At 56.1% G+C, this 25,086-nt stretch carries 25 protein-coding genes and 1 riboswitch; of the genes, 12 read left to right on the top strand and 13 right to left on the bottom strand.

What is annotated here, in order from left to right:
- Window positions 1-28: 28 nt before the first annotated feature.
- Complete coding sequence (locus CSK29544_RS13540; RefSeq protein ID WP_004384963.1) at window positions 29-214, bottom strand: YoaH family protein; 186 nt, start codon at window positions 212-214, stop codon at window positions 29-31.
- Between the two features lie 90 nt (window positions 215-304).
- On the opposite strand from CSK29544_RS13540, the gene pabB reads away from it, so the two are divergent.
- The 4 genes from pabB (at window position 305) to pdeD (ending at window position 5,516) form a co-directional block, all read left to right on the top strand.
- The gene (gene pabB / locus CSK29544_RS13535) at window positions 305-1,669 is read left to right on the top strand and encodes an aminodeoxychorismate synthase component 1 (protein ID WP_029039134.1); all 1,365 of its coding nucleotides are present in this window, start codon (window positions 305-307) and stop codon (window positions 1,667-1,669) included.
- A gap of 2 nt (window positions 1,670-1,671) precedes the next feature.
- The gene (locus CSK29544_RS13530; RefSeq protein ID WP_007888039.1) at window positions 1,672-2,250 is read left to right on the top strand and encodes a CoA pyrophosphatase; all 579 of its coding nucleotides are present in this window, start codon (window positions 1,672-1,674) and stop codon (window positions 2,248-2,250) included.
- Between the two features lie 171 nt (window positions 2,251-2,421).
- The gene (gene sdaA, locus CSK29544_RS13525; protein WP_004387270.1) at window positions 2,422-3,786 is read left to right on the top strand and encodes an L-serine ammonia-lyase; all 1,365 of its coding nucleotides are present in this window, start codon (window positions 2,422-2,424) and stop codon (window positions 3,784-3,786) included.
- A 131-nt stretch (window positions 3,787-3,917) separates the two neighbouring features.
- On the top strand, window positions 3,918-5,516 hold the full coding sequence (pdeD, locus tag CSK29544_RS13520; RefSeq protein WP_007888038.1) for a cyclic di-3',5'-guanosine monophosphate phosphodiesterase PdeD: 1,599 nt from the start codon (window positions 3,918-3,920) through the stop codon (window positions 5,514-5,516).
- A gap of 3 nt (window positions 5,517-5,519) precedes the next feature.
- On the opposite strand, the gene yoaE is transcribed toward pdeD, so the two are convergent.
- Entirely contained in the window at window positions 5,520-7,079 is a 1,560-nt protein-coding gene (gene yoaE / locus CSK29544_RS13515) for a CNNM family cation transport protein YoaE (RefSeq protein ID WP_007888037.1), read from the bottom strand.
- A 462-nt stretch (window positions 7,080-7,541) separates the two neighbouring features.
- On the opposite strand from yoaE, the gene manX reads away from it, so the two are divergent.
- The 5 genes from manX (at window position 7,542) to mntP (ending at window position 11,691) form a co-directional block, all read left to right on the top strand.
- Complete coding sequence (gene manX / locus CSK29544_RS13510; protein WP_007868556.1) at window positions 7,542-8,504, top strand: PTS mannose transporter subunit IIAB; 963 nt, start codon at window positions 7,542-7,544, stop codon at window positions 8,502-8,504.
- Window positions 8,505-8,568: 64 nt separating this feature from the next.
- Complete coding sequence (locus CSK29544_RS13505) at window positions 8,569-9,369, top strand: PTS mannose/fructose/sorbose transporter subunit IIC (protein WP_004386694.1); 801 nt, start codon at window positions 8,569-8,571, stop codon at window positions 9,367-9,369.
- Between the two features lie 12 nt (window positions 9,370-9,381).
- Complete coding sequence (locus CSK29544_RS13500) at window positions 9,382-10,233, top strand: PTS mannose transporter subunit IID (protein WP_038860106.1); 852 nt, start codon at window positions 9,382-9,384, stop codon at window positions 10,231-10,233.
- Between the two features lie 60 nt (window positions 10,234-10,293).
- A complete protein-coding gene (locus CSK29544_RS13495; protein WP_007888034.1) occupies window positions 10,294-10,752 on the top strand; it encodes a DUF986 family protein in 459 nt (152 codons plus the stop codon).
- A 197-nt stretch (window positions 10,753-10,949) separates the two neighbouring features.
- Window positions 10,950-11,122: riboswitch (yybP-ykoY riboswitch) on the top strand.
- Between the two features lie 5 nt (window positions 11,123-11,127).
- On the top strand, window positions 11,128-11,691 hold the full coding sequence (gene mntP / locus CSK29544_RS13490) for a manganese efflux pump MntP (protein ID WP_007868564.1): 564 nt from the start codon (window positions 11,128-11,130) through the stop codon (window positions 11,689-11,691).
- Here the strand turns inward: mntP and rlmA are convergent.
- The 6 genes from rlmA to mgrB all read right to left on the bottom strand — a co-directional run bounded on the left by rlmA (window position 11,688) and on the right by mgrB (window position 15,072).
- On the bottom strand, window positions 11,688-12,503 hold the full coding sequence (rlmA, locus tag CSK29544_RS13485) for a 23S rRNA (guanine(745)-N(1))-methyltransferase (RefSeq protein WP_029039132.1): 816 nt from the start codon (window positions 12,501-12,503) through the stop codon (window positions 11,688-11,690). The genes mntP and rlmA overlap by 4 nt on opposite strands.
- Window positions 12,504-12,656: 153 nt before the next feature.
- The gene (gene cspE, locus CSK29544_RS13480; RefSeq protein ID WP_004386688.1) at window positions 12,657-12,866 is read right to left on the bottom strand and encodes a transcription antiterminator/RNA stability regulator CspE; all 210 of its coding nucleotides are present in this window, start codon (window positions 12,864-12,866) and stop codon (window positions 12,657-12,659) included.
- 13 nt (window positions 12,867-12,879) lie between these two features.
- Window positions 12,880-13,023: a DUF2627 domain-containing protein gene (locus CSK29544_RS23005; RefSeq protein WP_007698789.1), complete on the bottom strand. Its 144-nt coding sequence runs from the start codon at window positions 13,021-13,023 to the stop codon at window positions 12,880-12,882.
- 520 nt (window positions 13,024-13,543) lie between these two features.
- Window positions 13,544-14,551 (bottom strand): MBL fold metallo-hydrolase, encoded by a 1,008-nt coding sequence (locus CSK29544_RS13475; protein WP_007888029.1) that lies wholly within the window; start codon window positions 14,549-14,551, stop codon window positions 13,544-13,546.
- Between the two features lie 20 nt (window positions 14,552-14,571).
- Window positions 14,572-14,859, bottom strand: a complete 288-nt coding sequence (locus CSK29544_RS13470) for a YebO family protein (protein WP_004386686.1) — start codon at window positions 14,857-14,859, stop codon at window positions 14,572-14,574.
- A gap of 69 nt (window positions 14,860-14,928) precedes the next feature.
- On the bottom strand, window positions 14,929-15,072 hold the full coding sequence (gene mgrB / locus CSK29544_RS13465; RefSeq protein ID WP_004386685.1) for a PhoP/PhoQ regulatory lipoprotein MgrB: 144 nt from the start codon (window positions 15,070-15,072) through the stop codon (window positions 14,929-14,931).
- Window positions 15,073-15,230: 158 nt separating this feature from the next.
- On the opposite strand from mgrB, the gene CSK29544_RS13460 reads away from it, so the two are divergent.
- Complete coding sequence (locus CSK29544_RS13460) at window positions 15,231-15,470, top strand: YobH family protein (RefSeq protein WP_007888026.1); 240 nt, start codon at window positions 15,231-15,233, stop codon at window positions 15,468-15,470.
- Between the two features lie 55 nt (window positions 15,471-15,525).
- Here CSK29544_RS13460 and kdgR read toward each other — a convergent pair whose 3' ends face one another.
- The 5 genes from kdgR to msrC all read right to left on the bottom strand — a co-directional run bounded on the left by kdgR (window position 15,526) and on the right by msrC (window position 21,040).
- On the bottom strand, window positions 15,526-16,317 hold the full coding sequence (gene kdgR / locus CSK29544_RS13455) for a DNA-binding transcriptional regulator KdgR (RefSeq protein WP_029039131.1): 792 nt from the start codon (window positions 16,315-16,317) through the stop codon (window positions 15,526-15,528).
- A 252-nt stretch (window positions 16,318-16,569) separates the two neighbouring features.
- Window positions 16,570-17,451 carry a protease HtpX gene (htpX, locus tag CSK29544_RS13450; protein WP_004386682.1) on the bottom strand — a complete coding sequence of 294 codons (882 nt, stop codon included), beginning with the start codon at window positions 17,449-17,451 and terminating at the stop codon, window positions 16,570-16,572.
- A gap of 194 nt (window positions 17,452-17,645) precedes the next feature.
- The gene (prc, locus tag CSK29544_RS13445; RefSeq protein ID WP_029039130.1) at window positions 17,646-19,694 is read right to left on the bottom strand and encodes a carboxy terminal-processing peptidase; all 2,049 of its coding nucleotides are present in this window, start codon (window positions 19,692-19,694) and stop codon (window positions 17,646-17,648) included.
- A gap of 19 nt (window positions 19,695-19,713) precedes the next feature.
- Window positions 19,714-20,445: an RNA chaperone ProQ gene (proQ, locus tag CSK29544_RS13440; RefSeq protein ID WP_029039129.1), complete on the bottom strand. Its 732-nt coding sequence runs from the start codon at window positions 20,443-20,445 to the stop codon at window positions 19,714-19,716.
- Between the two features lie 100 nt (window positions 20,446-20,545).
- Window positions 20,546-21,040 (bottom strand): free L-methionine (R)-S-oxide reductase MsrC, encoded by a 495-nt coding sequence (msrC, locus tag CSK29544_RS13435; protein ID WP_004386680.1) that lies wholly within the window; start codon window positions 21,038-21,040, stop codon window positions 20,546-20,548.
- 128 nt (window positions 21,041-21,168) lie between these two features.
- On the opposite strand from msrC, the gene yebS reads away from it, so the two are divergent.
- Both yebS and CSK29544_RS13425 read left to right on the top strand, forming a co-directional pair.
- Window positions 21,169-22,452, top strand: a complete 1,284-nt coding sequence (yebS, locus tag CSK29544_RS13430) for a membrane integrity lipid transport subunit YebS (RefSeq protein WP_029039128.1) — start codon at window positions 21,169-21,171, stop codon at window positions 22,450-22,452.
- On the top strand, window positions 22,421-25,054 hold the full coding sequence (locus CSK29544_RS13425; RefSeq protein WP_007888005.1) for a PqiB family protein: 2,634 nt from the start codon (window positions 22,421-22,423) through the stop codon (window positions 25,052-25,054). Before yebS ends, CSK29544_RS13425 begins: the two co-directional genes overlap by 32 nt.
- Window positions 25,055-25,086 lie beyond the last annotated feature (32 nt).

The raw sequence follows: 25,086 nt of genomic DNA, 5'->3' as shown, positions 1-25,086 counted from the left end.
TCGCTTTTTTATTTCAGGAAAAGTGCGTTTATTCCTCTTCGTCGTCGTCTTCAAAACGCGCGACGATGCGATCGCCCTGATGGGTGGCGCGGATCTCCTGCGCCACCTGTGCGATGGCTTCGCCGCTGCTCATGCCCTGCGACATCAGCTCCTGAATACGTTCAACCGCTTGCTGTTGCTGTTCATGGGTGAGAGAAGGTAAACCTGCAAACATCGCTGACTCCTGTTACATTGATGCGTTCAATTATTCCACGCCGTGCGTGCGGGCGCCAGACGCCCTGCGCCGTTGTTAATTGTCGTCCTGATGAATACGAACCTGACTCCTGAACTGATCTTCCTGCCCTGGCGCGCCGATGCGCTGCAACAGACCTTTTCTGCGCTACAACATCAGCCGTGGGCGATGCTGCTGCACTCGGGTTTTGCCGAGCACGCCCACAACCGCTTCGACATTCTGGTTGCCGACCCGCGCGTCACGCTGACCACGCGGGGGGCGCTCACTATGACGCAAGACGCAGAGGGTTGCCAGCAGAGCGACGACGATCCGCTGCGTCTGCTGCACGCTGCGCTGGCGCATTTTGCGTTTTCACCCGCACCAGATGAGGATTTTCCCTTCCAGGGCGGCGCGCTCGGGCTGTTTGGCTACGATCTCGGGCGGCGCTTCGAGCGGCTGCCCTCACAGGCCAGCGCCGATCTCAACACGCCGGATATGGCGGTCGGCATCTATGACTGGGCGCTGATAGCCGATCACCATCGCGAGCGCCTGACGCTGCTCTGCTACGGTGATGCCAGCGCGCGTCTCGCCTGGCTTGAAGCACAACTGCCGGTTGAGACCGCACCGTTTCGCTTAACCTCACCGTGGCGTTCAAACATGACGCGCGAAGAATATGGCGAGAAATTCCGCCAGGTGCAGGCGTATCTGCGAAGCGGCGACTGCTATCAGGTCAATCTGGCGCAACGGTTTCGCGCGCACTATGCAGGCAGCGAATGGCAGGCATTTTTAACGCTGAATGCCGCGAACCGCGCGCCGTTCAGCGCTTTTCTGCGCCTGCCTGAACAGGCGATTTTAAGCCTGTCGCCGGAGCGGTTTATCCGTCTGCATAACGGCGCTATTGAAACGCGCCCCATTAAAGGTACGCTGCCGCGTTTGTCCGATCCTGAGGAAGATGCGCGCCAGGCTTTACGGCTCGCGCAATCACCTAAAGATCGCGCCGAAAACCTGATGATTGTCGATCTGCTGCGTAACGACATTGGCCGCGTGGCGACGCCCGGCAGCGTGAAAGTGCCGGAGCTGTTTGTCGTTGAGCCGTTTCCGGCGGTGCATCATCTGGTCAGCACCATTACCGCGACGCTGCCGCTATCGCTTCACGCCACCGATCTGCTGCGCGCGAGTTTCCCTGGCGGCTCTATCACCGGTGCGCCCAAAGTGCGGGCGATGGAAATTATCGAAGAGCTGGAGCCGCAGCGGCGCAACGCCTGGTGCGGGAGCATCGGTTATCTCAGCTTCTGCGGCGCGATGGACACCAGCATTACCATCCGCACGCTGACGGCGGAAAACGGCGCGCTTTACTGCTCAGCGGGCGGCGGCATCGTGGCTGACAGCGAAGAAGCGGCGGAATATCAGGAAACTTTTGATAAAGTTAACCGTATCCTGCACGCATTAGAGAGGTGACGATGGAGAATAGCCCGCTGACGCTCGACCGGTTTTTATCGCGTTTCCAGCTTCTGCGCCCACAGATGAGCCGTTCCAGTCTGAATCAGCGCCAGGCCGCCGTACTGGTGCCGGTGGTGCGCCGCCCGGAGCCGGGCCTGCTGTTGACGAAGCGCGCCGCCACGCTTCGCAAACACGCGGGCCAGGTGGCCTTCCCCGGCGGTGCGGTGGATGACACGGACGCCTCGCTAATCGCGGCGGCGCTGCGTGAAGCGCAGGAAGAAGTGGCTATCCCGCCCGAGGCAGTCGAGGTTATCGGCGTGCTCCCGCCGGTCGACAGCGTAACCGGTTTTCAGGTAACGCCCGTGGTGGGCATTATCCCGCCAGATTTGCCGTATCACGCCAGTGAAGATGAAGTGGCGGCGGTCTTTGAGATGCCGCTTGCCGAAGCGCTGCGGCTCGGACGCTATCACCCGCTCGACATCCACCGGCGCGGCAATCATCACCGCGTCTGGCTCTCCTGGTATCAGCACTATTTTGTCTGGGGCATGACCGCAGGCATTATTCGTGAGCTGGCGCTACAAATCGGCGAGAAACCCTGACTATTATTGTGGGTGAAAAGTGCGATCCGCAGCACTTTATTAGGCGGCCTCGCCTTATTCATTAGTTTAATTCATGTGAATAGTTAACTGCGCAGCACAATAACCTTTTACACTATGCGCTGTTTTCACACCGTCATTTGCAGGGCAAATGACTCTGTCAGGAGTTACCACGTGATTAGTATATTCGACATGTTTAAGGTGGGCATTGGCCCCTCCTCTTCCCATACGGTAGGTCCGATGAAGGCCGGGAAGCAGTTCGTCGATGACCTGGTCGAAAAAGGATTATTGCAGGACGTGACCCGCGTCGCGGTGGACGTCTACGGCTCGCTCTCATTGACCGGCAAAGGTCACCATACCGATATCGCCATTATTATGGGTCTGGCAGGTAATGAGCCCGCCACGGTGGATATCGACGCCATACCTGCATTTATCCGTGATGTTGAAACCCGCGGTCGCCTGCTGCTCGCGCAGGGCGCTCACGAAGTGGATTTCCCGAAAGATAACGGGATGCGTTTTCAGAGCGACAATCTGCCGCTGCATGAAAACGGCATGACCATCCACGCTTACAGCGGCGAGAAAGAGATCTACAGCAAAACCTATTACTCCATCGGCGGCGGCTTTATCGTCGATGAAGAGCATTTCGGCAAAACCGCCAGCAACGAAGTGAGCGTGCCGTATCCGTTCCACTCTGCTAAAGATCTGCTGGCGCATTGCAAAGAAACCGGCCTGTCGCTCTCCGGCCTGGTGATGAAAAACGAACTGGCGCTGCACAGCAAAAAAGAGATTGAAGACTATTTTGCAGACGTCTGGCAGACCATGCGCGCCTGTATCGATCGCGGTATGAATACCGAAGGCGTGCTCCCTGGCCCGCTGCGCGTACCGCGTCGCGCCTCTGCACTGCGCCGTATGCTGGTTTCCAGCGATAAACTCTCCAACGATCCGATGATCGTGGTCGACTGGGTGAATATGTTTGCGCTCGCCGTCAACGAAGAGAACGCGGCGGGCGGCCGTGTTGTCACCGCACCGACTAACGGCGCATGCGGTATCGTACCGGCAGTTCTGGCCTACTATGATCACTTTATTGAATCGGTCAGTCCGGATATCTACATCCGCTACTTCCTTGCCGCGGGCGCTATCGGCGCGCTGTATAAAATGAACGCGTCTATCTCCGGTGCCGAAGTGGGTTGCCAGGGTGAAGTGGGCGTTGCCTGCTCCATGGCCGCGGCAGGGCTTGCAGAGCTGCTGGGCGCGAGCCCGGAACAGGTTTGCGTGGCAGCCGAAATCGGTATGGAGCATAACCTTGGCCTGACCTGTGACCCGGTCGCGGGCCAGGTACAGGTGCCGTGCATCGAGCGTAACGCGATTGCCTCCGTGAAGGCGATTAACGCCGCGCGTATGGCGATGCGCCGCACCAGCGAGCCGCGCGTCTCGCTCGATAAAGTCATCGAGACGATGTATGAAACCGGCAAAGATATGAACGCCAAATACCGTGAAACGTCACGTGGCGGCCTGGCCATCAAGGTTCAGTGCGATTAATGCCCTAAAGCGCCGCATCCGCGGCGCTTTTTTTATCCCCGCTCGCCTTTTATTCCTCCCGTCGCGTCAACGCCCACTACACTCTTAACATTCCGTCTTAATAACTCAGATGAGTCTGAGAGATAGAGCCTATGCAAAAAGCGCAGCGTATTATTCGGGCTTACCGCCGTCGGCGGCTGATTCTCTGTATTGCCCTCGCCCTGCTGACGTTAATCGTCACGCTGGGAATACGCTATCTGTCCGACCGCAAACAGTACCAGCACGAAACCACGCGCTACGCCGCCCATGCGGTGGAAACCCTGGAAGAGTTGCTGGTGCCGCTGGATGCCGCACGCACTGCGCTGCTGCCGCTTATCGGTATGCCGTGTCAGCAGGTGCATCGCCAGTTGCGCGAAATGGCCGCCAGCCTCCAGACGGTGCGGACCATTGCGCTGGTGAGCGACGGTACGCTTTATTGCTCAAGTATTTTTGGTGAACGCAACGTGCCGGTGCATCAGCTGCAACCCCATTTACCTGCGGCAAAACCCCTGATGCGTCTGTCGCGCGACAGTTCTTTACTCAAAGGCAGCCCTGTCCTGATCCTCTGGACACCGTCCATCGACAACGGCCAGTCTGGCGTCTTGCAGTCGGTTAACATTGAATTTATCGCCAGCCTTCTGCTGGCCCCGGACCCACCCGTCATTGAACATGTGCTGTTTGATGTCGCAGGCATGCATCTGGAGTACGGGCGTGGGCTGACAGAAACGACACATGCCCTCGACGGACTGACGCAATACCAGCAAACGTCCAGTCAGTATCCGTTCTCGGTAACGCTGCTTGGCCCTTCGGCAAACGCACTGGCGCTGAAAAATATCCCCGTGCAGTTGCCGCTCGCGGTGCTACTGAGCCTGCTGATCGGCTATATCGCCTGGCTTGCGACCGCCAGACGCATGAGCTTCTCGTGGGAAATTAATCTCGGCATCGCCAACAATGAGTTTGAAGTGTATTGCCAGCCGCTGGTGAGCGGTAAAACCGGCGAATGCACGGGCGTGGAGTTGCTGCTGCGCTGGAATAATCCACGCCTCGGGCCGATTGCACCGGACGTGTTTATACCGCTTGCCGAACAGCTCAGGATGATTAACGCGCTGACGCGCTATGTGCTGACGAAAACCGCGGCGCAGCGCCACTATTTTCCGGCATCTGCGGATTTTCATATTGGGGTGAATATCGCCGCGAGCCACTTTCATGACGGCGTGATTATTGACGATCTAAAGCGCTACTGGTATCCGCACTGCCCCGTACAGACGCTCTTTCTGGAGCTCACGGAGCGCGATTCGCTGCCGGAGGTGGATTACCGCGTGGCGCATGATTTGCGCAAACTTGGCGTCAGGCTGGCGATTGACGATTTTGGCACGGGCCAGAGCTCGCTCTCTTATCTCGAAACACTCAGCCCGGACGTGCTGAAAATGGATAAACGCTTCACCGCCGCTATCGGCACCGACGCGGTTAATTCGACCGTAACAGACATTATTATCGCGATGGCGAGAAGGCTGAAAATTGAACTGGTGGCGGAAGGCGTGGAAACCGAAGAACAGGCCGCGTATTTATGCCGCCTCGGCGTGCCGGTGTTGCAGGGATATCTGTTCGCGCATCCGATGCCGCTCAGCGCGTTACCGCAGTGGCTGGAACAACGGCGCACCCATCCGGGTACGCCGTTCTGGCGCCGACAACATCCGGCGCCGATGGTCTGACCGTTACTCTTCTTCGTCGTGCGCTGGCGTGTCTTTGACCACGCGCACGAGATCGACACGGTAGGCGTTCGCCTCAACAATCGTGATACGCAGCGGCGGCATCGCCAGCTCGTCGCCCACGCGCGGGATCTGCCCGTTAATGGCGATGACCAGCCCGGCGACCGTCGCGATGTCCTCTTCGTCATTGACCAGTGACGGAAGGTCCAGCGTCTGTTGCAGCGCGTGGAGATCGGTCGAGCCTTTCACCAGCCAGCCGTCGCCGTCGTGAACGATTTCCGGCGTTTCGTCGGCATCCGGGAATTCTCCGGCAATCGCCTCCAGCACGTCCAGCGGCGTGACGAGCCCCTGCACCACGCCAAACTCGTTATTGACGATAACAAAGCTGCCGCGAGCACGGCGCAGCACGCCGAGGAGGTTGATAGGATCCAGCGTTTCCGGCACCACAATCACCGGGGTCGCCGAGGCGATAGCCGCGACGTCAACGCCCTCTTCCAGCGCTACCAGCAGCTCTTTGGCACGCACCACGCCGATGATTTCATCAAGCTCACCGCGACACACCGGAAACAGGCTGTGCGGCGACGACAATAACTGCTCGCGAATTTCATCCACGCTGCGGTTGGCGTCCACCCAGCTTATCTCGCCACGCGGCGTCATGATGCTGCGAAGCGAGCGGGACGCCAGCGTCAGCACGCCGTTAATCATGTACCGCTCTTCTTCGGCAAACGCCTCGTCATGCACCGGCACTACGGTGTGATGCTCGGTTTCGCTGACCGGGGCCGGGCGACGACGGTTGCCCATCAGACGCAGAATCGCCTCCGCCGTACGCGCGCGCAGCGGCAGGTTCGACTGGTGCTTCAGGAAGTTGCGGCGCGCCACCTGGTTGAAGAACTCAATGATGATAGAGAAGCCAATCGCCGCGTAGAGGTAGCCTTTCGGAATATGGAAACCGAAACCTTCCGCCACCAGACTCAGGCCGATCATGAGCAGGAAGCTCAGACAGAGCACCACAACCGTCGGATGCGCGTTAACGAAGTTGGTCAACGGCTTCGAGGCGAGGAGCATCACGCCCATGGCAATCACCACCGCGGCCATCATCACCGGCAGATGGTTCACCATACCCACCGCCGTGATCACGGCATCCAGCGAGAAGACGGCATCCAGCACCACAATCTGCGCCACCACGACCCAGAAGCTGGCGTAGCCTTTGCCGTGACTGTCATTATGCTGGCGGTTTTCCAGCCGCTCATGGAGTTCTGTCGTCGCCTTAAACAAGAGGAACAGACCCCCAAAAAGCATGATCAGATCGCGGCCGGAGAAACTTAACTCCCACACGCTGAAAAGCGGACGGGTGAGCGTCACCATCCACGAGATCAACGACAACAGCCCCAGACGCATTACCAGCGCCAGGGATAAACCTATCAGACGTGCTTTATCGCGCTGCTTTGGCGGCAGTTTGTCCGCGAGAATGGCGATAAACACCAGGTTGTCGATGCCAAGAACAATCTCCAGCACCACAAGCGTTGCTAAGCCCACCCAAATCGAGGGGTCCATTAAGAATTCCATAACAGGCTCCTGCGCAAGGAATGACTAAACGGCACCCCAACGATGTCGGGCGCTTTGACATGGTTTATCAGAGCGTTAAGGCGAAAGCCTTGTGAGATGACGGCTGATGAAAGCCTGGTAAAGAAAAGACGTCGGTGACGGTCCATACGGTGGGCTGCTGCCCGCTACTCCTGTTAGTTAATCGGAAATCTACATTAACAAAGCGTAATAGCCTTTGGCAAAGATTTACCAGAATTTGCAATCGGTCTGACATAAAAAACGCGCATATTTTGCGCATACGCCGAATGCCTTGTTTTGATGGCAAAATTACTGACGCTCATCACATACATTATTTTTTCGCCTTCTAAAATAAATCGTGCTTAGGTTCTGAAAGCTTACAAATCCTTATCTGAATCGATTCGATAAGCGAATCACTGTTAGCGGTGCCTGTAAGGGCATTGACAATAACCACGGAGGTAGCAAGTGACCATTGCTATTGTCATAGGCACGCATGGCTGGGCGGCCGAACAACTGCTCAAAACAGCGGAAATGCTGTTGGGGGAGCAGGAAAATGTCGGTTGGATCGATTTCGTTCCCGGCGAAAATGCGGAAACCTTGATCGAAAAATATAACGCACAGCTCGAAAAACTGGACACCAGCAAAGGCGTTGTCTTTCTGGTTGATACCTGGGGCGGCAGTCCGTTCAACGCGGCGAGCCGCATTGTGGTGGACAAGCCCCACTATGAAGTCGTCGCCGGGGTGAATATCCCGATGCTCGTCGAAACCTTAATGGCGCGCGATGACGATCCGGCTTTCGATGAGCTGGTCGCGATTGCCGTTGAAACGGGCCGCGAAGGCGTAAAAGCCCTGAAAGCCAAACCGGTTGAAAAAGCGGCTCCCGCCGCACCTGCCCCGAAAGCGGCGGCGCCTGTTAAACCCATGGGCCCGAACGACTATATGGTCATCGGCCTTGCCCGTATCGACGACCGTCTGATCCACGGCCAGGTCGCCACCCGCTGGACCAAAGAGACCAACGTTTCGCGCATTATCGTGGTGAGCGATGAAGTCGCCGCCGACAACGTGCGCAAAACGCTGCTCACTCAGGTGGCTCCGCCTGGCGTCACCGCGCATGTGGTGGATGTCGCCAAAATGATCCGCGTTTACAACAACCCGAAATATGCGGGCGAACGCGTGATGCTGCTGTTTACCAACCCAACCGATGTTGAGCGCATCGTGGAAGGCGGCGTCAAAATCACCTCTGTCAATATCGGTGGGATGGCCTATCGCCAGGGCAAAACCCAGGTGAACAACGCGGTGTCTGTCGATGAGAAAGATATTGAGGCCTTTAAGAAACTTAACGCGCGCGGCATTGAGCTGGAAGTGCGTAAAGTCTCAAACGATCCCCGTTTAAAAATGATGGATTTAATCAGCAAAGCCACGAAATAGCAGCATTGCAGCTTAACGATTACTCAGTTTTTACACGTAAGTTTGATATCACAGGAGAAGTACAATGGAGATTACCACTCTTCAGATTGTGCTGGTGTTCATCGTCGCCTGTATCGCGGGTATGGAATCGGTGCTTGATGAATTTCAGTTCCACCGCCCGCTGGTGGCCTGTACCCTGGTCGGGGCCGTACTGGGGGATATGAAAACCGGTATTATCATCGGCGGTACGCTGGAAATGATAGCGCTCGGCTGGATGAACATCGGTGCCGCCGTGGCGCCTGACGCCGCGCTGGCGTCGATTATCTCAACCATTCTGGTTATCGCCGGGCACCAGAGCATCGGCGCCGGTATTGCGCTGGCTATCCCGCTGGCTGCGGCAGGCCAGGTACTGACCATCATCGTGCGTACTATTACCGTCGGTTTCCAGCACGCGGCGGATAAGGCGGCGCAAAACGGCAACCTCACCGCGCTATCCTGGATCCACGTTTCATCCCTCTTCTTACAGGCGATGCGTATCGCTATTCCGGCCGTCATCGTGGCGATTTCCGTCGGCACCAGCGAAGTGCAGAGTATGCTTAGCGCTATCCCGGAAGTCGTGACCGGCGGCCTTAACATCGCGGGCGGCATGATTGTGGTGGTCGGTTACGCGATGGTCATCAACATGATGCGCGCGGGCTACCTGATGCCGTTCTTCTACCTCGGTTTCGTTACCGCCGCGTTCACCAACTTCAACCTCGTGGCGCTGGGCGTTATCGGGGCTGTTATGGCGGTGCTCTATATCCAGCTGAGCCCGAAATATAACCGCTCCGCAGCGGCACCCGCGCAAACTGCTGGCGCGAACGATCTTGATAACGAACTGGATTAACAGGTGAGCGACATGGTTGATATGACGAAAACAACTGGTGAGAAAAAACTGACCCCGGGCGATGTTCGCGGCGTGTTTATCCGCTCTAACCTCTTCCAGGGATCGTGGAACTTTGAACGTATGCAGGCGCTTGGCTTCTGCTTCTCAATGGTGCCGGCGATCCGTCGCCTTTATCCGGAGAATAACGAAGCGCGTCGCCAGGCGATTAAACGCCATCTGGAGTTTTTTAACACGCATCCCTATGTGGCAGCGCCAGTGCTTGGCGTGACGCTGGCGATGGAAGAGCAACGCGCGAACGGCGCGGAGGTCGACGACGGCGCGATTAACGGTATCAAAGTGGGCCTGATGGGTCCGCTCGCGGGCGTCGGCGACCCGATTTTCTGGGGCACCGTGCGACCGGTATTCGCAGCACTTGGCGCGGGCATCGCCATGAGCGGCAGCCTGCTCGGCCCGCTGCTGTTCTTTGTGCTGTTTAACCTGGTGCGTCTTGCCACACGTTACTACGGCGTGGCGTATGGCTACCGCAAAGGCGTCGATATCGTGAAAGATATGGGCGGCGGCTTCCTGCAAAAACTGACCGAGGGGGCGTCCATTCTCGGCCTGTTTGTGATGGGGGCGCTGGTTAACAAATGGACGCACGTAAACATTCCGCTCGTCGTATCGCGTGTTACCGACCAGAACGGCGCGGTGAAAGTCACGACAGTGCAGACGATCCTTGATCAGTTGATGCCGGGCCTGGTGCCGCTGCTGCTGACCTTCGCCTGCATGTGGTTGCTGCGTAAAAAAGTGAACCCGTTGTGGATTATCGTGGGGTTCTTTGTGATTGGTATCGCCGGTTACGCGGTCGGCCTGCTCGGCCAGTAACGGTTAATATCATGCGCCGGGGGCCAGCGGCTCCCGGCTTTTTTATTTAAGGGAGACGGCATGACGTTGACTGATGGAGTTCTGGTCATTTTTATTATCGCGCTGCTGGGATGGGCCATTTATGACCAGTGGGGCACTGAACGTCGACACGGGAAAACGCTGCTGCGTGTGCCCTTGCTCAAACGCGGACGTGCTGACAGCCTGATTTTCACCGGTCTGGTCGCCATCCTTATCTGGCAGAATGTGGCATCGCACGGTGCCCTGCTCACGACCTGGCTGTTGGGCGCGCTGGGATTACTCGCCATTTATCTTTTCTGGATCAGAGAGCCGCAAATACGCTTCAAGCGTGAAGGCTTTTTCTTTGCTGGCGGCTGGGTGAAATATAACCACATTAAAGCGATGAATTTATCGGAAGACGGCGTGCTGGTGATGCAATTAGATAAACGTCGCTTGCTTATCCGGGTAAAAAATATCGACGATCTTGAGAGAATTTATCATTTTATGGTTAATAATCAATAAATTAAAAATATAGCACAGGCTATTTTTGCGAATAAAAAATAACCATGCTTATAGCCCGTGCTATATTTTTGCCCGGTTCCTTGCCTTAATTCTTAACAAGATGTTCACGTCCTGTCATTAAGCGAAAACCATTCTCATTTATAACCAAAAGGTTATTCTCCAGTTATTGTCTTTGCCGTCTGGAATATGGTAAGGTTGCGCCCGTCATTGGGGAGTAGCCAATTTCCTTAAGGAAATGTACGCATCAACATACTCGTTGCAAAACGTGGTGCGTACGGACTGAAGCCCTTTCAGTCAGGCGAGACCATAGGCACGCGGCCGCTTTTTACTGGGGGCGGACGGCGTGTATATGGTGATCCCGGTCAGGACTGTGCAATGAATCTTTCCGCAACTCTGCTTCTCGCCTTCGGCATGTCCATGGACGCATTCGCGGCCTCCATCGGCAAAGGCGCCACACTCCATAAACCCAAATTTTCTGAAGCGCTGCGCACGGGGCTGATCTTTGGCGTTATCGAAGCGATTACGCCACTGGTTGGCTGGTTGCTCGGCCTTCTCGCTACACAGTTTGTGCTGACCTGGAACCACTGGATAGCGTTTGTGCTGCTGGTGTTTCTTGGGGGCAGAATGATTATTGAAGGCGTGCGCGGCTGTGAGGAAGCACCCGAGAAAATTCGCCGTCACAGCTTCTGGTTGCTGGTGACTACCGCATTTGCCACCAGCCTTGACGCGATGGCAGTTGGCGTCGGACTCGCCTTCCTGCAGGTGGATATTATTAAAACCGCGCTCGCCATCGGCTGCGCCACGCTGATCATGTCAACGCTCGGTATGATGGTAGGCCGCTTTATCGGCCCGCTGCTTGGCAAGCGGGCGGAAATTCTGGGCGGTGTCGTGCTTATCGGTATCGGCTGCCAGATCCTCTGGAGCCATTTCGCGGGTTAAGCCTCGCGCTGCCAGACGCGCAGGCAAAAATCGGTTTCACAGTCAAACGCCGTTTGTTCTTTTAGCGCCGCCCATACTTCCGGGCGGGCGCGCCAGGCGAAAGGCGTCATCTGTAAAAGCGTCGTCGCCTCTTCGCCATTCAGGCACATCTCATAGCGTAACGCCTGTTCTTCGGCGAGCGCAAAGCCGGGCAGCGATTCTTCATTCAGCGCATGCAGCCGCACTTCATCATAAATAAGCCCTTTGAGCTGGATAAGATGACGCGGGCCAGGCGTGACGGTCACCACCACGCCACGGGGTTTCACCACACGCGCCAGCTCTTCGGCCTTGCAGGGCGCGTAAATGCGCACTACCGCATCGAAAAAGGCATCCGGGAACGGCAACCGGTGGCTGGAGGCGACGCAAAACGAGATATCCGTATAACGCTTCGCGGCAAAACGGATGGCGCTTTTTGATACATCAAGCCCAAAACTCTGCCCGCCGTGGGTGGTCGCGAGCGCGGCAAACGCGCTGGTGTAATACCCTTCCCCGCAGCCAATATCCAGCAGCGTGGCACCGCTTTGCGGCAGGCGCTCATTCAACAATTGCGCGGTGCGCTCGCGAAGCGGCGCGTAGTGACCGGCGTCGAGAAACGCGCGGCGCGCCTGCATCATTTCGATACTGTCGCCCGGATCCCGCGAGCGCTTATGCTGCACCGGAAGAAGATTCACGTACCCTTCCTTTGCGATATCAAACTGATGATGACTGGCACAGCGAAAGCTGTTGGCCTGCGGCTCCAGCGGCAAATGGCAAAGGGGGCAAATAAAAGACATGCGGACTCCGAAACAGCGCAAAACGCGAAGTGTAACGTGATTCGGCAGTCGGGGAAACGCTGATGCGCCTCAGACATGAAAAAGCCCCGCCAGTGGGCGGGGCTTTAAAATAGCTGGCCGGTGAAACAAGGCACCGGGTCAGTTTAAGTGCGATTAGATAGCAACTACGTTAACAGCTGCCGGACCTTTCTGACCGTCCTGAATCTCGAACTCAACGTTCTGGCCTTCGGCCAGAGTTTTGAAACCATTACCCTGGATTGCAGAGAAGTGTACGAACACATCTTTGCTGCCGTCAGCAGGAGTAATGAAACCAAAACCTTTAGATTCGTTGAACCACTTAACTTGACCTTTAATCTTTGCCATTTCGCAAATTCCTTCAATTGTTTTGTTCGCCCGCGGGCGCTGACTTAGATAAAACTGAGACATTACTGCTTGAGGCACTAAAATAAGGTTCGGCAGAGAAGCGGTATTCAACGACAACGTGTTTACTCAGGACTTCTTTACTGAAAATGCCACACATAAACAGAACTGTACCTCGTTTAACCCAAAACTTGTTATCACACACAACGTAAACAATGGCAAGCCATTTTTATACGCTGCACGATCTGTCGCACAGATTCCTCAACAGAACGCTATGTCCCTGACAATAAAGCACAGAATGGGCCCGCGAAGCCCTGTAAGGGTCACTTCACCGCCCGGTATCTGGTATAAAGCCAGAATGCACTTTTTAACAGTAGCTCAATAACTTCGGTTCGTCCAGGCGACGCGGGAAAGCACAGGCATTATTTTTCGCGCTGTTATTATTTCTGCAAAAGCTTATTCATAAATGTGGTTAAACTTCATTTTAACGAGGCTTTATTACAGCCTGAAGGCAGTAAATAATGTACAAATCAAAAGAAATTGTACAAGCCAATTTTCTCCTGCACCAAAATAATGACATTTTAATGAAAGTTGCCTCAAAAAGAGGCAGCGGGAATAAGCAAAGCGTTTAATAAATCATCCTGACAGAAGCAAATATAACCAATCAGATATATTCTTAATCAGCGTTTATTTGCAGCCAGCGATAAATATTGCCCGATACGGCGCGGCGCAAACATTTCCGCTTTTTCGCCACGTTCAGCAAGCGCGTTTATCAGCTCGGCAGGCGGCGTATCCAGCGATTCATCAGCCAGTTCAAAAACGCCCCAATGTATAGGAATGGCAAGAGGGCGACCTGTATCCTGCCAGAGTCCGACCGCCTGTTGCGGATCCATATGATGCGGCGCCATAAACCAGCGCGGCGCGTAGGCACCAATGGGAATGGCCGCGCCCGTGAGCGGCCCGAGGCGGCGCGGGATTTCAAGCAGTTCAGGCGTATAACCGCTGTCACCGCTAAACCAGAAACGCTGCGTAGCGCTTTCAATCACCCAGCCGCACCATAGCGAGCGGTTTCGGTCCCACGGTGTGCGCATGCTCCAGTGCTGTGCCGGAACGGCAGTGATGTTCAGCTCTTCCAGAGACTGATTGCCCCACCAGTCAAATTCTGTGACGTTGCGGATGCCGCGTTTCACAAACCATGCCTTCAGCCCCAGCGGCACAAAAAACGCCGCATCAGGAAAACGTTTCGCAAGGCGGCGGACCGTGCTGTTGTCCAGATGATCGTAATGATTATGGGAAATCAGCACCGCGTCGATGCGCGGCAGGCGGGCAAGCTCCAGCGGTAGCGGCGTTTTACGAACGGGGCCATAGAAATTCACGGGCGAAGCCCGGCGGGAGAAAAGCGGATCGGTGAGCAAATAGCGACCGTTAAGACGCAGCAGCAGCGTGGCATGGCCGAGCCACCAGACGCCGTCTTCGACGCCGTCAATAACTGCAGGCTGCCACCACTGGCGGATAAACGCGTCGTACCCGCCAGCAGGCGGATGCGGCAGCCCCTGCGCTTTACGTTCATCCTGCCAGCGGCGCAAATCGCCGGGCTGATGCCCGACTTCACGCGTGTTGCAAAACCCGTCCGGGCGGTGATGCGCTTTTGTAGGGTCGTACCAGGGGTTCTTCCAGACCATGCCCATCACCTCCGGGGCGTTGATGGTTAACGTTCAGCCACAAGGCGGACGAAACCGTCATCGTCATCCTGTGTTGCGTCAGCAGATGCCGCAGGCGTCTGCGCCTCCGGCTCGTTCGCCTCACACAGACGACGCAACAGTGCGGTCTGACGCTTTTCCTGTTCAAGCAGCGCTTCCAGCAGTTCGACCTGCTGGTTTGCGCGCACGCTTGCGCGATTGATAAAGAACCAGGCCACCAGCGCCACGATGGCACCAAAGAGAGAAATCGCCAGGGCGGCGAAATTTAAAGCACCAGAATTGATAATGTCGTTCATGCTAACCACCTCAGGGAAACGCGCTATCTTACCACCGCGGCGGCGCAAGGGCATCGCCTGAGTGACGCGTTACCAGGGAATGAACTTATTGATAGTACAAATGCCGCTGAAAAACTGAACGTCCTGATCGCACATCACATTGAGCGTCTGCATCCACAACAATAAACAGGCCACCAGCACGGCCAGCAAAATAGCCCATCTGAATTTTTTCACTACCTTCTCCGTTACGGCATCTACGGGGCCAAATTATCACGGAAACCTTAAACCAAATATCACTGTAACGTTAACTCACGGAATACGGAATCCTCTCCTTGTGACGCAGCGGCAGCCACGGCAGGCTGTATGCCTGAACGTTAACAAACGGAGCCGTAATGCGCTATTTGATTCGTATTGCCGCACTTTTAGTGGTGGCCTGGGTTGCGCTGCTTTTCAGCGGTTATGGGATATTAATTGGTAGCCACGAGAACGCTGCAGGACTGGGATTACAGTGTTGCTACCTGACGGCAAGACAGGTAGTGAGCACACAGTTCATTCATTCTGACAGCGGACTTATCGGCATTACCGCCTGTCCGGTACTGCGCAAAAGCGAAACCGTCGTGGACAACGGTTAATCAGACGCAGTAAAAAGCCGCAGGCTCGCTGCGGCTTTTCATCAGAACGGGTCTGTCAGAACGGATAGTTGTTATACCCCATCTGTGCGGAAATTTTCCGCGCGGAGGTATGCAGGATCTCAACATACTCGTGCAGGCGTTCTTCGGAGAAACGCAGCGTCGGGAAAGAGATACTCAGCCCCGCGATAACCACGCCAAAGCGGTCGAATACCGGCACCGCGATGCAGCGCAGCCCTTCTTCCTGCTCTTCGTTATCTTCGCCGTATCCCTGCTCGCGAACCTGATCCAGTACCGGCAGCAGCGCGTCGGTAGAGACAATAGTGCGATCGGTACTCCGCTTATACTCGACGCCTTCGAGGATCTGTCGAACTTCATCGCGGTCGCGCCAGGCCAGCAGCACTTTACCGATAGCGGTACTGTAGAGCGGGTTACGACGACCGATGCGCGAATACATACGCAGGTTATACATGGAGTCGATTTTATGGATGTAGACAATGCTGTCTTCATCCAGCGCGCCCAGGTGAATGGTCTCTTTTGTCAGACGCGACAGTTCGCGCATCTGGATATCTGCGCTACGAATAAGGTCGACATTCTGCAATGCGCGCGCGCCAAGCTCAAAGAGCTTGAGCGTCAGAGAATATTTTTCCGACTCGCCTTCCTGAGCCACATAACCCAGTGATTTCATCGTCTGCAAAAAGCGGTAAACGGTGCTTTTTGACATCATGACGCGCTGCGACAATTCGGTGATACCAATTTCGCGCTCTTCACCCAATGCCTGCAAGATACCAAAGACCTTGAGCACCGAAGAGACGGAGTCAGGCTGTTTATCTAATTCTGCGATTGCCATTGATCACCTCGATCGCATTTGTTTTATAAAAATCAGAACCGGTTTTTATTATAAATTCCGCGCGCCGGTGCCGCAATGAATCTGTGCGCGCACATCATAAATCTGCGACATCCAACCGCATTGGGCCACAGGATATATCTTTCGCACCAGATCAAACGCTTAAGATGAACGTACCACTCGAAAGCGCCCTGCCCGCACCGCCAAAAAAAAGCGCGCCACGAGGCGCGCTTTCGTCTTCTATCGCTTACGCAATTATTTCAGGTATTCGCCGCTACGCAGCGCTTCGATACGTTTATCGAGCGGCGGGTGCGTCATGAACAGTTCACTCAGCGATTTTGATTTACCATTGATGCAGAACGCCATCATGCTGCTCGCTTCCTGCGGCTCATAGCTGGTTTTCAGGCGCTGGAGTGCGGCGATCATTTTCTCGCGTCCCACCAGTTTAGCGGAGCCTGCGTCAGCGTGGAATTCGCGGTAGCGCGAGAACCACATGGTGATAATGCTCGCGAGGATACCGAATACCAGTTCCAGCACGGTCGCGACCGCGAAGTAAATCAGCGGGTTGCCGTTGCTCTCTTCGCCTTCATCGCGGTTGCCGCCGAGGAAACCAGCCGCCACCTGCGCAATGATGCGCGAAATGAAAATCACAAAGGTGTTCACCACACCCTGAATCAAGGTCATAGTGACCATGTCGCCGTTGGCGATGTGGCTGATTTCATGCGCGATAACCGCTTCCGCTTCATCACGGCTCATGTTCTGCAACAGGCCGGTACTTACCGCTACCAGCGAGGCATCGCGGCGAGCGCCTGTTGCGAAGGCGTTGATATCCGGCGCGTGATAGATAGCCACCTGCGGCATCGCGATACCCGCCTGGCGCGACTGCTGCGCCACGGTATCCATCAGCCAGCGTTCTGTTTCATTACGCGGCGCTTCGATAACTTCACCACCCACCGATTTCAGCGCCATCCATTTGGACATCAGCAGCGAAACGATCGAGCCGCCAAAACCAAACAGCAGCGCCATGATCAGAAGGCCCGTCACGCTGCTTGACTGGATCCCTGTCAGGCTGAGCACCAGACCGAACACCACCATAACGGCCAGGTTAGTCAACAGGAAAAGCGCAATTCGCATCATAATTTTCTTTTTACCTCGGTTTCACAATACGCATTATGCGATTACACACATCGTAGGGGCGCGCGCGCCGTTTTCAAGCATCAACGGCTGGCAAGTCCCTAAAAATACGAAACTTTACATTTTGTAGCATTTCACTGACGGGGGATTAACACGACATAAAAAACCGGCGCCTCAGAGGACGCCGGTTGGGGATTTTACTTCTGAGAGTCAGCGGGCTGAGCCGTTTTCTCTTTGGTCATCTTCGCCAGGTCAAGAGCGATATGCACCGTTTCATCGAGATACGGATCGGGCTCCTGATAATCCTTCGGCAGATCCTCGAGCTTCGCCAGCGGCGGTTTGCCGGCACGCTTCAGACGGTCGTTAATACGCGCCAGTCGGGTTGCGTCATCCTCATGGTTCTCTTTTTCACGCTGAGCAAAGTTAAGCGACACAATGTTGCGCTTATCTTTCATCGCGTTATAACGAGCAATATCCTTGATGATGTACTGGAACTCCGGATCTTTCGCGATACGGTCGTTGTGATCTTTCAAAAGCTCAGGGCCGAACGGCTTCAGGTCGCCAGATTTTTCATACGTGGCGGCGTTGATGCTATCCCACGGCAGCGCGTTATCCTCGAATTTCTCGCCGGTTTCCGTCTCTTCATTGCCGGTTGGCATGATGATATCTGGCGTGACCCCTTTACGCTGGGTACTGCCGCCATTGACGCGGTAGAATTTCTGGATGGTGTACTGCACGGAACCCAGCGCTGGCCATTCCGGGCGCAGCATCTGATCGTAAATACGGTTCAGTGAACGGTACTGCTGCACGGTGCCTTTCCCGAAGGTTGGCTCGCCGACAATCAGCGCACGGCCGTAATCCTGCATGGCGGCGGCGAAAATCTCAGACGCCGAGGCGCTGAAACGGTCGACCATCACCACCAGCGGGCCTTTGTAATAGACCACACCGTCGGTATCGCGATCTTCACGGACCTTGCCGTTGTTATCACGCACCTGCACGACCGGGCCGGACGGAATAAACAGACCGGAGAGCGATACCGCTTCCGTCAACGCACCGCCGCCGTTGGAACGCAGATCGATGATGACACCCGCGACGTTCTGCTTCTCAAGCTTCTGGAGCTGCACTTTCACGTCATCGGTCAGGCCAACGTAGAAGCCAGGAATATCCAGCACACCGATTTTTTCTTTACCGACATTTTTCACCGACATCTTCACGGCGCGATCTTCAAGACGAATGCGCTCGCGCGTCAGCGTCACAATGCGGGTTTTGGTACCTTTACCGGCAGGCAAAATTTCAAGGCGCACTTTGCTGCCCTTTGGCCCTTTGATGAGCGCGACGACGTCATCAAGACGCCAGCCGATCACATCCTGCATCTGCTGGCCGACCTGGCCTACACCGACAATGCGATCGCCAACGCTAATCGCCTTGCTTTTCGCCGCCGGGCCGCCCGCCACCATAGAATTAATGACGGTATAGTCATCATCCATTTGCAGAACGGCACCAATGCCCTCAAGCGAGAGGCTCATTTCGGTGTTGAACTGCTCGGTGCTGCGCGGTGAGAGATAGTTGGTATGCGGGTCGATTTCATGCGCGAACGCGGTCATCGCCAGCGAGAACACATCTTCGCTGTTGGTTTGCGCCAGGCGGCGAATCGCGAATTTATAACGCTTGGTTAGCGTTTCGCGGATTTCCGCATCGGTTTTACCGGTCAGCTTCAGGCTCAGCTCGTCATATTTGACTTTGCCGTCCCAGAGCTTATTCAGCTCCGCCTCGCTGGAAGGCCAGGGCGCCTTGCTGCGATCGATATCAAACGTATCGTTACCGGTAAAATCCATCGGTCTTTCCAGCACTTTCAGCGCGTACTGATAACGCTCGAAACGGCGCTGCTGTGCCAGATTATAGAGATCGTAAAACACATCGAGCTTGCCGCTACGCAGTTCATCGCCGATCTCCCCTTTTTTCTTCGCGAATTTCTCAACGTCCCCCGCCAGCAGCACGTTATGGCTGTAATCGAGCAGATTGAGGTAGCGATCGAAGATTTTGGCGGAGAAGGCTTCGTTAAGATCAAACTGACGATAGTGAGAACGGGTGAACCGTGAGGTCACCCGCTCGCTAACGGTGGCATGCTGCGGTTCTTCTTTGAGAACCGGGATCTGGTCAGGACGGGTAATGTCATCCACGGCCAACGCCTGACCCGCCATCAGCAGCAGGCCGGCGACGGTGGTAAGCTTAAAAAAAGTGTTCATGCCCTGGTTGACCTCCGTTTCAGAACACTAAATGTTCTGCGCGTACAATCATCGACATACCAGAAGTCAGCTGTACACGGACGCCATCTTTGGTAATTTCCTGCACGGTGGCGTCCATCGCGTTATTGCCTGCTTTGACCTTGATGGCCTGGCCGACGCTGAGCGCCGTAATGTCAGACACCGGAGTATGGCGCTCTTCGCGCGCAGGGCGCGATGGTTTGGCGGCAGCGGCAGGTTTCGCAGCGCGCGGTTTACGCTCGGCGTTGTCCTTGCGGCGCGGAGCCGGACGCGGCTTACGTTCACGACGCTCTGCGCCGTTCTCTTCGCCTTCAGCGCCTGCTGCTTCGCGTTTTTTCGCCTGCTGTTCGGCGCGCTGCGCCTGAACGCGGGCTTTCGCCTGCTGTTCGGCGCGCTGCGCCTGAACGCGGGCTTTCGCTTCTTCAAGCTGCTTGCGGGCGTGTTCTACGTGCTGTTCTTCCAGAACGCCGCACGGGTTGCCGTCGAGATCGACACGCGTGGCACCGGGTTTGATGCCGTAAAGATAGCGCCAGCTCGACGTATAAAGACGTAATGCGGAACGAAGTTGCGTTTTGCTGAGGTTCATTTCGCCCTCAACACGCTCTACCAGATCCTGAAAAATGCCGATCTTCAGAGGACGCGCTTCGCCTTCAGCACTGAAACACTGCGGAAAACGTTCGGCCAGAAAGGCGATAACTTCTTTACTGCTATTCAACTTAGGTTGATTTTCCATGAAATTTCCTGATTACAACGGATGTTGCCAACAAGCCGCAGGCATGAACAGGCGTCATTATAATGACGCCATCGGTAAATGCCACGTTATCCGTTGCTTATCATGCGACTGGCGCAAAGAATTTTTTAAAGTCGGTGGCGGCGATAACGGCTTCAAGCTGTTCCACGAGGGTACGCAGCCCCTGCTCGTCGTCAGCGTCGAAGCGGTTAAAGACGGTACTGTCGATATCCAGCACGCCGATAATTTCGCCGTCCGCGCGCAGCGGCAGTACGATTTCGGCGTTGCTGGACGCATCGCAGGCGATGTGGCCGTCGAACGCATGCACATCATCCACGCGCTGCACTTCGCCAGTCGCGACCGCCGTACCGCAGACGCCGCGGCCGTAAGGAATACGCACGCAGGCGATTTTGCCCTGGAACGGCCCCAGCACCAGCGTCTTGTCTTCCAGCAGGTAGAAACCTGCCCAGTTCACGCCTTCAAGGCGCTCGAACAGCAGCGCGCTGGTATTCGCGAGCGTCGCGAGAAAACTGGTTTCCCCTGCCATAAGGGAGTGAAAATCGCGATTGAGTTCCGCGTAAAATTGTGTTTTGTTCATTAATCCGATCGCTTTGTTGTCTTACTTACTCTGCCAGCCTACTAAAATAAGCATTAAATGCGCTCATGCTCAAGATTAATCATTTCATGAGTTACGATAACAGAATCATATAAAAACATGCTTCGCACATGGCACTCAAAACTCAACAGATTTCTCCTGGCAAAAAACTGAACATTCACGCCATCGGCGAGCCGTTGCCGATGGCACATTATCAGCGTTGTCCACAATGCGATATCCTTTTTATGCTGCCTGTGGTGAAGTCTAACCAGACCGCGCACTGCCCGCGCTGCGACGCAAAAATTCGCGACGGGCGCGACTGGTCACTCACCCGGCTGGCGGCGATGGCTATCACCATGCTGCTGCTGATGCCATTCGCCTATAGCGAACCGCTGCTGCGCCTGTACCTGCTTGGCACACGCATCGACGCCAATCTTTTTCAGGGCATCTGGCAGATGACGCGCCAGGGCGACACGATCACCGCCGCCATGGTGCTGTTTTGCACGGTAGGTGCGCCCGCGACGCTGGTCGCCGCCATCGCCTATCTCTGGTTCGGTAATATTCTGGGTATGAACCTGCGTCCGGTGCTGCTGATGCTGGAGCGGCTGCGCGAATGGGTGATGCTCGATATCTATCTGGTGGGCATCGGCGTTGCGTCTATTAAAGTACGAGAATACGCCTGGCTTGAGCCGGGCATCGGGCTTCTGGCATTTGTGGCGCTGGTGGTGTTAAGCGTACTGACGCTCATACATCTCAATGTTGAAGAGCTATGGGAGCGCTTTTATCCCCAACGGCCCGCCACGCGCTATCACGAGGATCTGCGCGTCTGTCTGGGTTGTCACTACACCGGTGTACCGGATAACCGCGGGCGCTGTTCGCGCTGCCATATTCCGCTACGCCGCCGCCGTCGGCAGAGCTTGCAAAAATGCTGGGCGGCGCTCATCGCCTCAATGGTGTTTCTGCTGCCTGCCAACCTGCTGCCTATCTCGATTATCTATATCAACGGTTCGCGCCAGGAAGATACGATCATGTCAGGGATAATCTCGCTGGCGCAGAGCAATATCCTGGTGGCCGGCGTGGTGTTTGTTGCGAGTATTCTGGTGCCGTTCACCAAAGTGCTGGTGCTGCTGACGCTGCTGGTCAGTATTCATTTTAAATGTCAGCAGGGGCTGCGCGCGCGCATTCTGATGTTACGTCTGGTGGCCTGGATTGGCCGCTGGTCAATGCTCGATCTGTTTGTGATTTCTCTTACGATGTCGCTGGTCAACCGTGACCAGCTGTTGTCGTTTGTCATGGGGCCGGCGGCGTTTTATTTCGGCGCGTCGGTGATTTTGACTATTCTTGCTGTTGAATGGCTGGACAGCCGCTTACTTTGGGACGCACATGAGTCAGGAAACGCCCGCTTCACAGACTGAAGCGCGAATTAAAACAAAACGTCGCATCTCTCCGTTCTGGATCCTGCCCGTTATCGCATTGCTGATAGCGGGCTGGCTTCTCTGGACCACGTATGAAGAGCGAGGCACCACCGTCACTATCGACTTTATGTCCGCCGACGGGATCGTCGCCGGCCGCACGCCGGTGCGCTATCAGGGCGTCGAAGTCGGCACCGTACAGGATATTCGCCTGAGCGAAGATCTGAATAAAATCGAGGTGACGGTCAGTATCAAGAATGACATGAAAGACGCCCTGCGCGACCAGACGCAGTTCTGGCTCGTCACGCCGAAAGCCTCGCTGGCGGGCGTTTCCGGGCTGGACGCGCTGGTGGGCGGTAACTATATCGGCATGATGCCGGGTGAAGGCGAACCGCGCGACCACTTCCGGGCGCTCGATACCCAGCCGAAATACCGCCTCAATACCGGCGAGCTGATGATCCATCTGCACGCCCCGGATCTTGGTTCGCTGAACAGCGGGTCGCTGGTCTATTACCGTAAAATCCCGGTTGGCCGGGTGTATGACTACTCGATTAACACCGATAAACAGGGCGTCACCATCGACGTTATCATCGAGCGGCGTTTTACCAACCTGGTGAAAAAAGGCAGCCGCTTCTGGAACGTCTCCGGCGTGAAAACCAACATTGGGCTGAGCGGTGCCAAAGTGGAGCTGGAGAGCCTGGCGGCGCTGGTCAACGGGGCTATCGCCTTTGACTCGCCCGCGGATTCCGCACATGCCGACCAGAACGACACCTTCGGCCTGTATGAAGATCTCGCCCACAGCCAGCGCGGCGTGCTGGTGAAGCTTGATCTGCCCGGTGGTCAGGGGCTCAAAGAGAACTCCACGCCGCTGATGTATCAGGGGCTTGAGGTGGGTACGCTCACCAAACTTAATCTCAATCCTGGCGGCGCCGTCACCGGCGAGCTGACGGTCGACCCGAGCGTCGTGAATCTGCTGCGTGACGGTACGCGCATTGAGATGCACAGCCCGAAACTCTCGCTCAATAACCCCGAAATCAGCACGCTGCTGACCGGCAGTACGCTTGAGCTGGTGCCGGGCGAAGGCCAGCCGCGCAACCATTTCGTCGTCCTGCCGGATGACAAAACGCCGCTGCAAAAACCGGGCGTGCTGACGCTGACGCTGAACGCGCCGGAGAGCTACGGCATCGACGCGGGCCAGCCGGTGATCCTGCACGGCATTCAGATTGGCCAGGTGCTAGAGCGTTCTCTGACGACCAAAGGCGTCAGCTTCGCCGTGGCGATTGATCCGCAGTACCGCGAGCTGCTCAAAGGCGACAGCAAATTCGTCGTCAACAGCCGCGTGGATGTGAAAGTGGGCCTCGACGGCGTTGAGTTTCTCGGCGCCAGCGCCAGCGAATGGCTGAGCGGCGGCATCCGCGTGCTGCCGGGCGATAAAGGCGAGATGAAAAACGAATACCCGCTCTACGCCAATCTGGAAAAAGCGGTGGAAAACAGCTTAAGCGACATGCCGACCACGACGCTGACGCTCACCGCCGAAAGCCTGCCCGACGTTCAGGCCGGTTCCGTAGTGCTATACCGCAAATTCGAAGTGGGTGAAGTCATTACCGTGCGCCCGCGCGCCAACGCGTTTGACATCGAAGTGCATATCAAGCCGGAGTATCGCAAGCTGCTTACGCCAAACAGCGTCTTCTGGGCCGAAGGCGGCGCGAAAGTGCAGCTCAACGGTAGCGGGCTGACGGTGCAGGCCTCCCCGCTATCCCGCGCGCTGAAAGGTGCCATCAGTTTCGATAATCTCAACGGTGCGGGTGCCGGTCTTGGCGAAAAAGACAAGCGCACGCTCTATCCGTCAGAAACCGCCGCCCGCGCGGTGGGCAGCCAGATCACGCTGCACGCGTTTGATGCTGGCAAGCTGGCGCCGGACATGCCGATCCGCTACCTCGGCATCAATATCGGCCAGATCGAATCGCTCAAGCTCATCACCGATCGCAACGAAGTGCAGGCGACGGCGGTGCTCTATCCGGAATATGTGAATACCTTTGCGCGCGCGGGTTCTCGGTTCTCCGTGGTAACGCCGCAAATTTCGGCGGCAGGCGTCGAGAATCTCGACACCATCCTGCAACCCTATATCAACGTGGAGCCGGGGCGTGGGCCGGGGCGTCGCAGCTTTGAGCTTCAGGAAGCGACCATTACCGATTCCCGCTATCTCGATGGCCTGAGCATTATTGTTGAAGCGCCGGAGGCTGGGTCGCTGAATATTGGCACGCCGGTGCTGTTCCGCGGCATCGAAGTGGGCACGGTAACCGGGATGTCGCTTGGCAGCATGTCCGATCGCGTGATGGTCGCGATGCGTATCAGTAAGCGCTATCAGCATCTGGTGCGCGAGAACTCGGTCTTCTGGCTCGCCTCGGGCTACAGCCTGAACTTCGGTCTGGTGGGCGGCGTGGTGAAAACCGGTACGTTTAACCAGTTCATCCGCGGCGGTATTGCGTTCGCCACGCCACCGGAAACGCCGCTCGCGCCGAAAGCTCAGCCCGGCAAGCACTTCCTGTTGCAGGACAGTGAGCCGAAAGAGTGGCGTCAGTGGGGCACTGCCCTTCCCCGTTAACGCCTGCGCCCCGGTGTCACGCCGGGGCGTTT

The sequence above is a fragment of the Cronobacter sakazakii genome, assembly GCF_000982825.1.
Taxonomy (GTDB): Bacteria; Pseudomonadota; Gammaproteobacteria; order Enterobacterales; family Enterobacteriaceae; genus Cronobacter; species Cronobacter sakazakii.
Note: the sequence above shows the minus strand (reverse complement) of the source record. Positions and strands in the feature narration are given on the sequence as shown.